This is a genomic window from Amycolatopsis suaedae, from assembly GCF_004214935.1.
Taxonomy (GTDB): domain Bacteria; phylum Actinomycetota; class Actinomycetes; order Mycobacteriales; family Pseudonocardiaceae; genus Amycolatopsis; species Amycolatopsis suaedae.
In genome coordinates, this window is record NZ_SFCC01000004.1 from 328,970 (window position 1) to 342,304 (window position 13,335).

Consider the following 13,335-nt stretch of genomic DNA (forward strand, 5'->3'; position numbering starts at 1 on the left):
TCACCGGGGAACCCGCCGCGGCACGGCCTGGCCCGAGGCCGCCGCGGCCATCACCTTGCTCGCCAGCCCGGCCAGCCGCTCGCCGTCGAGCACCGGCCGCAGCCCGCGACCCTGTACGTAGTCGTCGAACGCCTCGCGGGTGGTCCACCGCGGGATGTACCCGAACGACTCCTTGAGCTTCGTGTTGTCGACGACCCGGCCGAAGTTGAGCAGCCGCAGCTGGTCGGCGGAGAAGTCGACCACCCGCGCACCCCGCAGCACCTTGCCGACCGACGGGACCACGCCCCTGGGCACCGGCAGTTCGACCCGGCCCGCGCGGCGCACCGCCTGGGACAGGGTCAGCACGCCGTCGGCGCCGACGTTGAAGACGCCGGGCAGGTCGTCCCGCGTGGCCTGCTCCAGCACCGCGAGCGCGTCGGCGGAGTGCAGCAGCTGGATGCGGGCGTCGTAGCCCAGCACGGTCGGCACGACCGGCAGGGCGAAGTAGCGGGCCAGCACCGTGTCCATCTCCGGCCCGATCAGGTTGGTGAAACGCAGCAGGCTGACCGTGATGTCCGGCCGCCGCCGCGACATGCCCCGCACGTAGCCCTCCATCTCCACCGCGTCCTTGGCGTACCCGCTGGACGAGGTGGGGATGAGCTCGGAGTCCTCGGTGAACACCGCGGGCGAGCGGGAGCCGGCACCGTAGACCGCCGCCGTCGACTTGACGACCAGCTTGCGTACCCGCGGGGAACGCTGGCAGGCGGCGAGCAGCCGCATGGTGCCGATGACGTTGACTTCCTTGATCAGCGCGCGACGGCCGGGGCCCGCCGGATGGCAGGTCGTCGACGCGTGCACCACCGTGTCGACCTTCGCCGTGCTGATCACCTTGGCGATCAGCGGGTTGCGGATGTCCGCGCGGACGAACTCGGCGTTGCCGATGCGGTGCAGAACGGCCTTGGCCGGCGGCGTCGTGTCGACGCCGATGACCCGTTCGAACTCGGGGTTGTTGCCCAGCCTGGCCAGCAGTTTTCCGCCCAGCTCTCCCCCCACACCGGTGACGAGAACGACATTGGACGGCATTCGGCCCCCTGCTGGGTTGGATGAACAGGCGTTTGTCAGCGCACGGCGCTGTGGCGGGGCGCGCGCGAAGCCCGTCGGGGTATGGGGGCGGTGCGCGGACGCACCACGGATCCTACCGCGCAGGAAAGGTCATCTGGAGAGGTCTTACAACCTGTTAACCCTGGTCAGCGACTTCTCACTCGAATGGCTGTGGCCCGCCCAACAATGTGGACGGGCCACCAGTCCGGCACCGGCCGGGAGAACCTGCGGCTCACTTACCCTGCTTGCGGCGCTGCATCCGCGTGCGGCGCAACAGCTTGCGGTGCTTCTTCTTCGACATGCGCTTGCGGCGCTTCTTGATGACCGAGCCCACAGGTGCTCCTTAACGTTTCGTCATTGACCGCCGGCCCGGGAGCACCGGGTCGAGCGGTCTATCAGGTTACCCAAGGGCCGGTTGGCGTTGGATAGTGCCCCTGAATCAGCCCACGTCGTAGTAGGCGTTGTTCAGGTACTCGTGCACCGTCTTCTCGGGCACCCGGAACGACTTGCCGACTCTCACAGCCGGTAACTCGCCCGAGTGAACCAGGCGGTAGACGGTCATCTTGGAGACCCGCATCAGCGTGGCCACCTCGGCGACCGTCAGGAACTGGACATGGCGCCCTGGCGGCACCTCGTTCTTCTTCGTCGGCATCGTCACCGCGTCCTTCGACACGTGTCGCGCCGCTCGGCTTCCCCACCGGCGGTACCGACACGCACGTGCTTCTAGTGAGGGTAGCGGGACTCATGGGACTCATGCGACGCCTGTCACTGCATTGGTCCCTTCCGAGGCACCCGTCGGACGCCGGAGGCTTCAGCCCTTGCCGAGCTCCACGGAACGGTCGCGGGCGGCTTCGATGGCGGCCAGCAGGGCGGCCCGGACGCCGTGTTTCTCCAGCTCACGGATGGCGTTGATGGTCGTGCCTGCCGGGGAGGTGACGGCTTCGCGCAGCGTCACCGGGTGCTCGCCGGTCTCGGCGAGCATCTTCGCCGCTCCCTTGGCGGACTGGATGATCAGCTGCTCGGACACGTTACGCGGCAGCCCCAGCAGGATGCCGGCGTCGATCATGGCCTCGACCAGGAAGAAGAAGTACGCCGGCCCGGAACCGGACAGCGCCGTCACGGCGTCCTGCTGCGCCTCCGGCACCCGCACGACCGCGCCGACGCAGCTCAGCAGCTCCTCGACCACCGCGAGGTGCTCACCGGTGGCGTGCCTGCCGGGCGAGATCGCGCTCATCGCCTCGCCGACCACCATCGGGGTGTTCGGCATGACGCGCACGACCGGGGTGCCCTCGGGGAGCTTGCGTTCGTACAGCGACGTCGGCAGCCCGGCACACAGCGACACCACCAGCGTCTCCGGGCGCAGCAGCGGCGCCAGCTCGGCCAGCACCGGATCGATGTCCTGCGGCTTGACCGCCACGACCAGCACGTCGGCCCGCCGCGCGGCGTCGGGGACGTCGACACCTGCCACGCCGTAGCGCGCGGTCAGCTCGGCCGCACGCTCCGGGTGCCGCTCGGTGAACAGCAGGTCACCCGGCTTGCGACCACCGTGCAGCAGCCCGGACAGCAACGCCTCGCCGATCTTGCCCGCACCCAGTACCGCGATCACGCTCATGGCGCCCACCCTAGGCGGTGGAGGACAGCGCGAGCTGCCGCGCCTGGCAGATCAGCCTGCCCGCCGAGTCGACGACGGTCGCGTCGGAGTCGAACCACGCGTCGTAGACCGCGCGGCAGTCCACCTGCACCCGCAGCCACCCCGGCGCGGGCCGGGCCCGCAGCAACGTCGTCAGCTGCACGGTCGGCGCCCAGCCCGAACGGCCGAGGTTGAACACCACCGGCGGGTTGACGTCGCCTGCCAGCAACGCGAAGTACGGGTCGGGCTGCCCCTCCCGGGGACGCACCCACAGCCGCATCCGCGGCGGATCCGCCGTCCGGCCCGCCAGGAATCCCGCCGTCGCCGGGTCCAGCCGCACGTCACAGCCCTTGGACAGGTGGAACACGCCCTCCGGCGTGGCCCCGCCCATGGCCAGCGCGCCGGGCGGCGGCTCGGCAGGCATCGCCGGGACGTCGGTCCAGTCCGGCCGGGCGGGCAGCCTGCCCGCGGTCACCCGCGCCTCGACGCAGGTGCGGCCCCGCTGCTCCAGCCGGACACCGACGACGGCGACCCGGCGGCCCGCCCTGGCCAGGTCGGTGCGCAGCAGAACCGGGCCGATCGCGGGCGGGCGCAGGAAGTCGGCGGCGACCACGAGCGGGTCGGGATGCGGCTCGCCGCGCTCGTGCAGTGCCGCCTGGGCCGCCCTGGCCAGCAGCGCGATCAGGAAGCCGCCGTGTGGATGGCTGCCGATGGACCATTCGGCACGCAGGTCCGCGGTGAATGTCCCGTCGCCGAGCGAACGCATGGCGAGGGCGCCGCCGAAGGACGCGGCGTCGTCGACCGCGCTCACGAACGGCTGACCAGCGCGCGCAGGAAGAAGGCGGTGTTGGCGGGACGTTCGGCCAGCCGCCGCATCAGGTAGCCGTACCACTGTTCGCCGAACGGCACGTAGACCCGCACGGTGTCGCCGTCGGCCGCCAGCCTGCGCTGCTCGTCGGGACGAACGCCGTAGAGCATCTGGTACTCGTAGCTGCCCTGCTTGCGGCCGTACCAGCGGGCCCGCTCGCCGACGATCGACACCAGCCGCGGGTCGTGCGTGGCGAACATCGGGTAGCCGTCGCCTTCGAGCAGGACGTTCGCGCACCGCACGTACGCGAGGTCGACATCGGCGCCGTCGTGGGCGACCTCCGGCGGCTCCGCGTAGGCGCCCTTGCACAGCCGCACCCGCGAGTCCGGCCCGGCCAGTGCCTTCGCGTCGTCCTCGGTGCGCCGCAGGTACGACTGCAGCACGGCACCCACCCACGGCCACGTCCGGCGCAGCTCGGCGAGGATGCCCAGCGTCGAGTCGGTGGTGGTGTGGTCCTCCATGTCCAGGGTGACCGTGGTGTGGCACTGCTCGGCGGCCGCGCAGATCCGGTAGGCGTTGTCCAGCGCCAGCTTCTCGTCGAACGCCTGCCCGACCGCCGACAGCTTCACGCTCACCTCGGCCCTGGCCGACAGTCCCTCGCCGTGCAGGCGGTCCAGCAGCTCCAGGTAGGTGCGGACGGTGTGCTCGGCCTGGTCGGCGTCGGTGGTGTCCTCGCCGAGGTAGTCCAGGGTGGCGTACCTGCCGTCGGCGGCCAGTCCCCGCACGGCCGTGACCGCGTCGCCGATCGTCTCGCCCGCGACGAACCGCCGCACCACGTCCCTGCTGCCCGGCGTCGTGGCGACCAGTCGGCGGATCGAGTCGTTACCGGCGGCGGCGAGTATCAGCGAACGGAGGGGATCCACACGCCGAACTCTACGTGTTCGCCGTACGCGTGGTCAGCGTGACGCGCTACTGACCGAGGTGGAAGCGCGCGAACAGCAACGCCTCCGCCAGGTCCTTCAGCCGCCTGGCCCGCTCCGGTGCCCGCCGCGTGTTGACCTCCAGCACCACCTGACCGGCGAACTCCCGGCCGGCCAGGTACTCCAGCAGCTCGGCACACGGCTGCGTGCCGCGCCCGGGCACCAGGTGCTCGTCCTTGGGCAGGCCGGTGCCGTCGGCCAGGTGGACGTGGGTCAGCCCGTCGCCCATCCGCCGGGCCAGCTCCATCGCGTCCATTCCGGCGGCCGCCGTGTGCGAGAGGTCCAGCGTGTAGCTGCGGTAGCCGACGTCGGTCGGGTCGATCGACGGCCGGAACGCCGACACCCGCGCGTCCCGCCTGCCACCCGGCGGGCGCACCTTGAACATGTTCTCCACCGCCACCCGCACGCCGCTGGACTCCTCCAGCTCCGCGACCAGGTCGGCGAAGCCGTCGCCGTAGCGGCGCTGCCAGCGGAACGGCGGATGCACGACGACCGTCGGCGCACCCAGCTCGACGGCGGCGTCGACGGTGCGGCGCAGCCGTACGACCGGGTCCGGCGACCACACCCGCTGCGTGATCAGCAGCGACGGCGAGTGGATCGACAGCACCGGCATCCCGGTGCCCCTGCTGATCCGGCGCAGCGCGGCGACGTCCTGGCTGACCGAGTCCGCCCAGACCATCACCTCGACGCCGTCGTAGCCAAGGTCGGCGGCCAGCTCGAACCCGGCGCCGGCCCGCAACGGCCAGACCGACGCGGTCGACAGCCCGATCGGGACGGTCACTTAGACAACAACAGCAACGCGGCGGGCGACACGGTGACCACCAGCCCGACGAGGACGGCCAGCACCGTGGTCTGCAGGTCGTCGGCACCGCGGATCTTGCGGACGATCCACACCAGGGCCCCGATCACCAGGACCGCGGCGATCAGCGCGGCGACGGACAGCTGGCCCCACAGCCAGTTGAAGCCGAGCCACACCGCGGCACCACCCGCGACGCCGAGGGCGAGCTGACCGGCCATGGCCAGCCACTGCTTGCCGGCCGAGGCCTGCTCCTCCTCGTACTCCGGCTCCGGCAGGTCGTCGGGCTCGTCGTACGGGTCGTCGACGTAGTCCTCGTCGGCGTAGTCCGCGTCGTAGTCGTCCTGCTGCTGGCCGAGGTCGCCTGCCACCGGCCGCTGAACTGCCTCGAAGTCGCCGGTGCTGAAGCGCCCGGACGTCTCCTGGTAGCCGCCGAACTGGCCGGTGTCGTAGGGCGCGGGTGCCGGGTAGGCGCCGGTCGGCGGGCCACCGTCGAGTGCGGACCGGTCGATGCCTGCCGGGGCGTCGTCGTCCAGCGCGGGCATCGACGCCTGGGTCTCCTCCAGCCGCGCCTGCTCCCTGCGGTGCCGCCAGTCGGCGAGGCCGGCGGGTGGCTCCTCCGCGGCGAGGTCCGGCTCGTCCTCGACGACCGGAATCTGCTCGGTGTGTGGCTCCACCTTCGGCGCCGGGCGGCGGCCCAGCGGCCTGCGCCTCGGCGGCGCGGGGGGCGCCGGTGGCGGGGCCTGGTGGTAGCCGCTGCCCATCGGCGGGGCCTCGGGCGCCTCGTCGACGTCACCGTCCAGCCGCGACGACAGTCCGGTCGGCTCGGGCGGCGGCGGAGCCGGTCGCCGGGGCGGCTGCCTGCGCTCCGGCGGGGCGGCCGGGCGCTGGAAGCCACCCGACTCCTGCGGCGGCCGGGGGAAGGCACCGGAACGCTGGGGCGGCTGGGTTGGTTGCGGGAACGCGCCGGACTGCTGCGGCGGCCTCGGGTAGCCGCCGGTGTCGGTACCCGGTACCGGGTAGCCGCCGGTGTCCGTGCCGGGCAGCGGGTAGCCGCCGGACTCCGGCTGCGGCCGCCGGTACGCGCCGGACTCCTGCTGCCTGCCCGGGGCGCCGTTGCGGCGGTTGGGCGGCGGCGGGGTGTCCGCGGTGACCCGGTCGATGATGGCCTGGGGCGCGGTGTCGCTGATCCCCGGCTTGCGGCCGCCCTCGGGGGTCTCGTCGTCATCGGCGCGGCGCCGTCTGCGCCGGCCGCCGCCCTGCGTCTGGCCGTGCTGCGCGAGCAGCTCGGCCACCGTCTTCTGCGACTTGCGCTGGTCGCCGGATTCGTCGGTCATCCTGCGGTCCCCACGCGGCCGTCAACCTGGGTTCGTGGGCGGACTCGGGCCCGACCCACCGTCACCATGGTCATCTGGCTGTCGCACCACCCTTCGGAGTCGCTCATCTCTACCGTGCCCGTTGCCGGTCGCCTGCGTCCAGTCCGGGCGCGGGGCCCAGGTGTCTTACTGCAGTGTGGTCGGTGCCGTTGGAATGGTCCAGCCGCCGCAGGATGACCCCCTCGCGCAACGCCCATGGGCAGATCTCGAGTTCCTGGAGTGACAACGCTCGCATGGTGGCCTGCGCCACCAGTGCGCCACCCACCAGTTGGTGTGCCCGGCTGGAGCTGACGCCCTCCAGCTCGGCCAGGTCGGCGGCGGTCATCCGTGAGACGAACGCGATGAGCTGCCGCAACGCCGTGTCGGTGAGCACCCGGCGGACCCGGGGCCCGGCCGCCGACGGCGCGGCGCCGGTCAGCCGCGCCAGCGAACGGAACGTCTTCGAGGTGGCGACCACCCGGTCCGGCTGACCGAGCTTGGTCACCTTGGCGGCCAGCGGAGCCAGCTCGTCCTCCAGCCACGCGGAGGTCTCGATCAGCTCCTTGCGGCTGGGCGGATCGTGCCGGAACCGCGTCCGCGTGGTGCGCCCGGCACCCAGCGGCAGCGACTCGGCCAGCTCCGGCTCCTCGTCCATGCCCATGGCGACCTCCAGCGAGCCGCCACCGATGTCGAGAACCAGCAGCTTGCCTGCCGACCAGCCGTACCAGCGGCGTACCGCGAGGAACGTCAGCCGCGCCTCGTCCGCCCCGGAGAGCACCTGCAGGTCGACGCCGGTGTGCTCGGTCACCTTGCGCAGCACCTTCGGCGCGTTCTCCGCCTCGCGGACCGCCGAGGTGGCGAACGCCATCAGCTCCTCGCAACCCAGCCGGACGGCCGCGGCCTTGGCCGATTCGACCGCTTCCACCAGGGCATCCGCACCCGCCCGGCTCAGCTCACCGGCCTTGGTGATCTGCTCGGCGAGACGCAGGACCGTCTTCTCCGAGTGCATCGGCGTCGGATGGGCACCACGGTGCGCGTCCACCACGAGCAGGTGGACGGTGTTGGAACCGACGTCGAGTACCCCAAGGCGCACGAGCAACCACGGTACCCGGCTCGCCGGGGGCGCCGCGTCAGGTCTCGAACTTGTAACCGAGACCGCGGACGGTGACCAGGTGCCTCGGCGAGCCCGGATCGGGTTCGATCTTCGAGCGCAGGCGCTTGACGTGCACGTCCAGCGTCTTCGTGTCGCCGACGTAGTCGGCTCCCCACACCCGGTCGATGAGCTGGCCGCGGGTGAGCACCCTGCCGACGTTGCGCAGCAGGTACTCCAGCAGGTCGAACTCCTTCAGCGGCAGCGACACCTCGGCACCACCGACGGTGACGACGTGCCGCTCGACGTCCATCCGGACCGGTCCGGCGGCCAGCACCGGCGGCGCCAGCTCACCCTCGCCGCCGGTCTCGCCGCCGCGCCGCAGCACGGCCCGGACCCTGGCGATCAGCTCCCTGGCGGAGTACGGCTTGGTGACGTAGTCGTCGGCGCCCAGTTCGAGGCCGACGACCTTGTCGATCTCGCTGTCCCGCGCGGTCACCATGATGACCGGGACGGTCGAGCGCTGACGCAGCTGCTTGCACACGTCGGTCCCGCTCATGCCGGGCAGCATCAGGTCGAGCAGGACGATGTCGGCGCCGTTGCGGTCGAACTCCTCCAGCGCCTGCTGGCCGGTCGAGGCCACCGCGGCGGTGAACCCCTCCTTGCGCAGCAGGAACGCGAGCGGGTCGGCGAACGATTCCTCGTCCTCGACGATGAGAACCCTGGTCACAACGTTCCTCCATCGGTGGGTTCGGTCCCGGTCACCACGAGGCGGGTTGTCCGCTCGGGCGTCTTCTCCTGCTGTTCCTCCGGCTCGACACCCAGGTGGGCGGGCAGGCAGAGGGTGAACGTCGACCCGGTGCCCGGCAGGCTCCACAGCCGCACCTCGCCGCCGTGGTTGGCGGCGACGTGTTTGACGATCGCCAGCCCGAGCCCGGTACCGCCGGTGGCACGCGAACGGGCCTTGTCGGCGCGGTAGAAGCGCTCGAAGACCCGCTGCTGCTCGTCCTCGGGGATGCCGAGGCCCCGGTCGGTGACGGCGATCTCGACCATGCCCTCGACCAGCCGCCTGCTGATCGAGACCGGGCTGCCCGCCGTCGAGTAGGCGACGGCGTTCTCCAGCAGGTTGGACAGTGCCGTGACCAGCAGCGTGCGGTCGCCCTCGACGAGCAGTCCGCTCGGCGCGTCGGTGGTCACGTTGATCTCGGCGGACTCGGCCGACAGCTGCGTGCGGCCCAGTGCCTCGCGCACGACGGCGTCGACCTCGACGACGTTGAGGTCGGGCAGCCGCTCGGCGCCCTGCAGCCGGGACAGCGCGATCAGCTCGGTGACCAGCTGGCCCAGCCGCGTCGACTCACGCAGGATCTTCTCGCCGAACCGGCGGACCTCGTCGGTGTCCTCGGCTGCGTCCAGCACGGCCTCGGTGAGCAGCGCGATCGCGCCGACCGGGGTCTTGAGCTCGTGGCTGACGTTGGCGACGAAGTCGCGGCGGGTGGCCTCCAGCCGGACGGCCTCGGAGTGGTCGACGGCCTCGACCACGGTGAAGCCGTCGCCGAGCGGGCGGACCTCGGCCAGCACCGCCTCGGGCTGGCGGCCGCGGGCCTCCAGCGGGGACAGGTCGATCTCCATCGGCTCGTCGGTCTCCCGCACCTGCTCGGCTGCCGAGCGGGCGCGGGGGTCGGCCTGGTTGTTGCGGATGACGCCGAGCGCGAGGGCCCTCGGGTTGTGCAGCACCAGGTCGTCGAACCGGTTCAGGACCACGACGCCGTTGTTGGACGAGCTGATCAGGCGCCGCAGCAGCTCGGCGACGGTGGGGCCGGTTGGCCGGCGCTCCTCGCGGCGGCGCCGCGAACGGGCCAGGAGAAAACCGACGACCGCGCCGACCACCAGTGCGCCGGTGGCCATGGCGAGCGAGGCAGGCACGGTCACGAGTGGATCGTAAGCATCCGAACGGGTGGTTGGCCTAGTCCTGGATGCCCTGTCGTGACGGCCGCGACACCTTTGGGTTAATTGTTCCCGTCCTGGTCAGCCGCCGTTCACCTGCCGGTCGCGCCGCGGCCGCGAAAGCACGTGAAGGCCACCAGGCGTGAGACGTCAGGGCCCCGGCAAAGTCGGGAGTCGTGGGCGATTGCCGCGAGGGCCCCTTCACGGCATCAGACGCCACCACATCCGCCCTCACCCCGGCACACCCGCCCCACCAGCCTCGAACACCACAACCACCCCACCAGCCACCACGAACGAGACAACTCAGCAAGCACCAAAGCACGTGAAGGCCACCATCACCACGTCACACGTAATGAAGGTGGCCTTCACGAGCTTGACGACTGGCGCCACGTGAGAACCCGATCCACATCGTGAGTTCTGCGCTCACGCACGCGAGTTCTGCGTTCCGGCCCGCGAACTCTGCGCTCGGGACCACCGCCCACCCCCGCTGCACACCGACTTTGCCGGGACCCTGACGTGAGACGTGGTGAAGGTGGCCTTCACGTGCCCTGGCGCGAACTGGATCACGGCCAGTGCAGGACCGCGCGTTCCTCGGTCACCGGGTAGTTCGCCCTGGCGAAGGCCGCCGCCATGGGTGCGTTGCCGCAGTCGGTGGCGGCGATGACCTCGGTACAGCCGGCCTCCACCAGCAGGTGCGTGCATTCGACCAGCAGGTCGTAGGCGTAGCCGTGGCCACGCTGCTCCGGCACCACGCCGATGAGCCCGACGACCGGGCCCGCGTAGTTGCGGCCGGGCACGGTCAGGCCGGCCACCTCGCCGTCGGGCGTGCAGGCCAGCCGCCACCAGTCCCTCGGCGAGGGCATCCACCGCAGGAACTCCAGGTCCTCCCTGGCGGCCAGGTCGATCCCGCCCTTGCTGATCACCAGCAGCGCGTGCGCGTCCAGGGTGCCGACGTTGATCCTGCGCAGGACGTCGAGGAACACCTCGTCGTCGGGCTCCGGCCGGTACACCAGGCGACCCGGCCGCGCGGGCAGGCCGTCGCCGGCGGTCCAGTGGTACCGCAGCCGCTCCACCAGCAGCCGCATCCCGGCCCGCTCGGCGGCCTCGACCCTGGCGTCCCGGGCGGCTCGCACGTCCGGCCGCTCCCGCCAGTCCGGCGGCAGGGCGAGCTGGTACTCGACCCGCCACGGCGCCTCCCGCAGCAGGCCGGCGCCGAGGTCGGGCCGGTCGCCGAAGTCGAACCAGTCCAGCGCGGCGGGCTCCGGATCGTCGGGACCGCCCCACCAGGCGGCCCTGGCCAGGACCTCGTCACCGCGCTGGGCGACCCAGGTCCACTCCGGCCGGTACTCGCCGCGGCGCCAGAGTTCGCCGAAGCTACGGCCGAACGCCCCGAACCCCACCAGGGCCGGATCGTCGTGCCGGGAGAAAACAGACATCTCGTCCGCACGCAGCGGACGGAAGACCACATCGGTCATGAAGAGCCTTTCGGAAGTGTGCTCCCGTCAGGCAGAAGAGGACGCCACAGCGGGGCGGGAGCACGGGAACGTGGTGGTGTTCACGGCTCTCACCTCCTCGCTACGTCAGGGCGTCGCGGCCGACCCTATCCGGCGCCGGCCGCGACGCGCCAGCGAGTTTCAGCGCCCCTGGTTGGCGACCGCCGCGGCGGCCTCCTTGGCGGCTTCCGGGTCGAGGTAGGTGCCACCCGGGTTACGCGGCTTCAGGTTCTCGTCGAGGTCGTACCGCAGCGGGATGCCGGTGGGGATGTTCAGCCCGGCGATGTCGCTGTCGGAGATGCCGTCGAGGTGCTTGACCAGCGCGCGCAGCGAGTTGCCGTGCGCGGCGACCAGCACGGTCCGGCCGGCCCGCAGGTCGGGCACGATGGCCGACTCCCAGTACGGCATCAGCCTGCCGACGACGTCCTTCAGGCACTCGGTCAGCGGCGCGTCCAGCCCCGCGTACCGGGCGTCCCGGTCCTGGCTGAACTCGCTGCCCGGCTCGATCGGCGGCGGCGGGGTGTCGTAGGAACGGCGCCAGAGCATGAACTGCTCCTCGCCGAACTCGTCGAGGGTCTGCTTCTTGTTCTTGCCCTGCAGCGCGCCGTAGTGCCGCTCGTTGAGCCGCCAGTCCCGGCGCACGTCGATCCAGTGCCGGTCGGCGACGTCGAGCGCCAGGTTCGCCGTGGCGATCGCCCGCCGCAGCAGCGAGGTGTGCACGACGTCGGGCAGCAGGCCCGACTCGGCGAGCAGCTCGCCGCCCCGCCGCGCCTCGGCCTCGCCGAGTTCGGACAGCGGGACGTCCACCCAGCCGGTGAACAGGTTTTCGGCGTTCCACGTGCTCTGCCCGTGACGCAGCAGTACCAGGGTCCCAAGGTCGGCCATGGCCCCAGCCTGCCAGAGTCCGAACTGCGGAAAGTCCCGACCCTGACCTCTACCGAGAGTGTGTTACCCCCTGGTAGAGGGCTCACCCGGATGGCAACCCGATGACTCACCCGCCGTCCACCTGGCAGCGAACACTGCGGTGCGTGAGACCTTCGCTACAAGTTCACTCGAATGGAGTAGCCGGTAGTCTTGTGATTACAGACCCGGTTCTGACAAGTTGGCAACCGACCCGCACGGCCGGAATCCACGCACTCCCCGGCCAATGCGGGCTGAACCGCAGCTCGTCTCCCCCTGCCGAGCTGCGACCCCGCCGGCCCCGTTGGCACCCCCCTCGTCACCGGGTCCATAGCGGCGGGAGCATCAGCGGGGCGGCTCGAGTTCGCGACTCCCCCTCCCTCGAGCCGTCCCGCCTGCTCACTCGGCAGCGGCGGCTGGCGCGACCTTCCGGCGACGGCGCACCCACCACACCGCGACGGGGATCGCCACCAGCACCAGGAACGGCGCGACCGCGCCGAGCACGGTGAGCGCGCCCGAGCCGAAGTCCAGGAACGCCCGCCAGCCCGCGGCCAGCCCGCCGAGGAATCCCCGGTCGTCGTCCTCCGCGGCGACCGCGCCCGCGGCCACGTTCAACGTGATGGTCGACATGGCGACACTGCCCGCGAGGGCCTTCTGCCGCGCCTGCAGCGACTCCAGCTCGGCCTCGCGGGTGGTCAGCTCCCGCTCGATGGACGTGATCTCGCTGATCGACGTCGCCCGCTCCAGCAGCGCCCGTACCCGCGTGACGCTCGCCCGCTGCGACGCCAGCCGGGTGTCCACGTCGACCACCTGCTCGGTGACGTCCTCCACCTGCTGCTCGCGCCGGGTGACCTCACCCAGCGCGGACAGCTCCCCCAGCACGGCGTCCAGCCGCTCGGCCGGGACCACCAGCGTCACCGTCGCCGACCGCGTCTCGGTCCGCTCCGTCCCGGCGTACCCGCCCGCCGTCGTGGCGGCCTGCCGCGCCCGCGTCACCGCGCCGGACACGTCCCCCGCCTTGACCGACAACGTCGCCGAGCGGGCCAGCTTGCGGTCCACCTGCCCCACGGCGACGCCGGGCGCCTTGCCCGGCTCCGCCGGCGCCTGCTGCTTCGGCGCGGACTGTCCCGCGCCCGCCTCCGGCCGCGCGACCTGCGCGGCGGAGTTCTCCGACCCGGACTGCGCGGTGCACCCCGACACCAGCAGCAGCCCCAGCACAAGTCCGGTGATTACCCGTCTCCCAGTCATGGACCCATTGA

Annotated in this window: 14 protein-coding genes; all 14 read right to left on the reverse strand. The window is 71.8% G+C overall.

Annotation, left to right across the window (positions count from 1 at the left end; all coding sequences use genetic code 11):
- Nucleotides 1-1,062 carry an NAD-dependent epimerase/dehydratase family protein gene (locus EWH70_RS10020; RefSeq protein WP_130475018.1) on the reverse strand — a complete coding sequence of 354 codons (1,062 nt, stop codon included), beginning with the start codon at nucleotides 1,060-1,062 and terminating at the stop codon, nucleotides 1-3.
- Between the two features lie 250 nt (nucleotides 1,063-1,312).
- A complete protein-coding gene (locus EWH70_RS10025; protein ID WP_017986394.1) occupies nucleotides 1,313-1,414 on the reverse strand; it encodes a 30S ribosomal protein bS22 in 102 nt (33 codons plus the stop codon).
- 105 nt (nucleotides 1,415-1,519) lie between these two features.
- Nucleotides 1,520-1,732 carry a helix-turn-helix domain-containing protein gene (locus EWH70_RS10030; protein ID WP_130475019.1) on the reverse strand — a complete coding sequence of 71 codons (213 nt, stop codon included), beginning with the start codon at nucleotides 1,730-1,732 and terminating at the stop codon, nucleotides 1,520-1,522.
- A gap of 159 nt (nucleotides 1,733-1,891) precedes the next feature.
- Nucleotides 1,892-2,692, reverse strand: coding sequence for a pyrroline-5-carboxylate reductase (gene proC / locus EWH70_RS10035; RefSeq protein ID WP_130475020.1), 801 nt, complete (start codon nucleotides 2,690-2,692; stop codon nucleotides 1,892-1,894).
- Between the two features lie 10 nt (nucleotides 2,693-2,702).
- A complete protein-coding gene (locus tag EWH70_RS10040; protein ID WP_130475171.1) occupies nucleotides 2,703-3,476 on the reverse strand; it encodes a thioesterase family protein in 774 nt (257 codons plus the stop codon).
- Between the two features lie 41 nt (nucleotides 3,477-3,517).
- On the reverse strand, nucleotides 3,518-4,441 hold the full coding sequence (locus tag EWH70_RS10045) for a proline dehydrogenase family protein (protein WP_130475021.1): 924 nt from the start codon (nucleotides 4,439-4,441) through the stop codon (nucleotides 3,518-3,520).
- Between the two features lie 46 nt (nucleotides 4,442-4,487).
- Nucleotides 4,488-5,279, reverse strand: coding sequence for a sugar phosphate isomerase/epimerase family protein (locus tag EWH70_RS10050; RefSeq protein ID WP_240686898.1), 792 nt, complete (start codon nucleotides 5,277-5,279; stop codon nucleotides 4,488-4,490).
- Nucleotides 5,276-6,631 carry a hypothetical protein gene (locus EWH70_RS10055; protein ID WP_130475022.1) on the reverse strand — a complete coding sequence of 452 codons (1,356 nt, stop codon included), beginning with the start codon at nucleotides 6,629-6,631 and terminating at the stop codon, nucleotides 5,276-5,278. The genes EWH70_RS10050 and EWH70_RS10055 overlap by 4 nt, the downstream gene beginning before the upstream one ends.
- Before the next feature lie 109 nt (nucleotides 6,632-6,740).
- Nucleotides 6,741-7,742 carry a Ppx/GppA family phosphatase gene (locus tag EWH70_RS10060; protein WP_130475023.1) on the reverse strand — a complete coding sequence of 334 codons (1,002 nt, stop codon included), beginning with the start codon at nucleotides 7,740-7,742 and terminating at the stop codon, nucleotides 6,741-6,743.
- A 37-nt stretch (nucleotides 7,743-7,779) separates the two neighbouring features.
- Nucleotides 7,780-8,469 (reverse strand): response regulator transcription factor, encoded by a 690-nt coding sequence (locus EWH70_RS10065; protein WP_130475024.1) that lies wholly within the window; start codon nucleotides 8,467-8,469, stop codon nucleotides 7,780-7,782.
- Nucleotides 8,466-9,668: a sensor histidine kinase gene (locus EWH70_RS10070; protein WP_165436221.1), complete on the reverse strand. Its 1,203-nt coding sequence runs from the start codon at nucleotides 9,666-9,668 to the stop codon at nucleotides 8,466-8,468. Before EWH70_RS10070 ends, EWH70_RS10065 begins: the two co-directional genes overlap by 4 nt.
- A gap of 578 nt (nucleotides 9,669-10,246) precedes the next feature.
- Nucleotides 10,247-11,158 (reverse strand): GNAT family N-acetyltransferase, encoded by a 912-nt coding sequence (locus EWH70_RS10075; RefSeq protein WP_130475025.1) that lies wholly within the window; start codon nucleotides 11,156-11,158, stop codon nucleotides 10,247-10,249.
- Between the two features lie 159 nt (nucleotides 11,159-11,317).
- Nucleotides 11,318-12,061, reverse strand: a complete 744-nt coding sequence (locus EWH70_RS10080; RefSeq protein WP_130475026.1) for a phosphoglyceromutase — start codon at nucleotides 12,059-12,061, stop codon at nucleotides 11,318-11,320.
- A gap of 414 nt (nucleotides 12,062-12,475) precedes the next feature.
- Entirely contained in the window at nucleotides 12,476-13,324 is an 849-nt protein-coding gene (locus EWH70_RS10085; RefSeq protein ID WP_130475027.1) for a DUF4349 domain-containing protein, read from the reverse strand.
- Between the last annotated feature and the right edge of the window lie 11 nt (nucleotides 13,325-13,335).

What these genes read in the sequence shown, in the direction of transcription:
- EWH70_RS10040 (WP_130475171.1), bottom strand. Translation starts at nt 3,476, where the DNA reads ATGCGTTCGCTCGGCGACGGGACATTCACCGCGGACCTGCGTGCCGAA.
- EWH70_RS10080 (WP_130475026.1), bottom strand. Translation starts at nt 12,061, where the DNA reads ATGGCCGACCTTGGGACCCTGGTACTGCTGCGTCACGGGCAGAGCACG.
- EWH70_RS10055 (WP_130475022.1), bottom strand. Translation starts at nt 6,631, where the DNA reads ATGACCGACGAATCCGGCGACCAGCGCAAGTCGCAGAAGACGGTGGCC.
- EWH70_RS10020 (WP_130475018.1), bottom strand. Translation starts at nt 1,062, where the DNA reads ATGCCGTCCAATGTCGTTCTCGTCACCGGTGTGGGGGGAGAGCTGGGC.
- proC (WP_130475020.1), bottom strand. Translation starts at nt 2,692, where the DNA reads ATGAGCGTGATCGCGGTACTGGGTGCGGGCAAGATCGGCGAGGCGTTG.
- EWH70_RS10075 (WP_130475025.1), bottom strand. Translation starts at nt 11,158, where the DNA reads ATGACCGATGTGGTCTTCCGTCCGCTGCGTGCGGACGAGATGTCTGTT.
- EWH70_RS10030 (WP_130475019.1), bottom strand. Translation starts at nt 1,732, where the DNA reads ATGCCGACGAAGAAGAACGAGGTGCCGCCAGGGCGCCATGTCCAGTTC.
- EWH70_RS10085 (WP_130475027.1), bottom strand. Translation starts at nt 13,324, where the DNA reads ATGACTGGGAGACGGGTAATCACCGGACTTGTGCTGGGGCTGCTGCTG.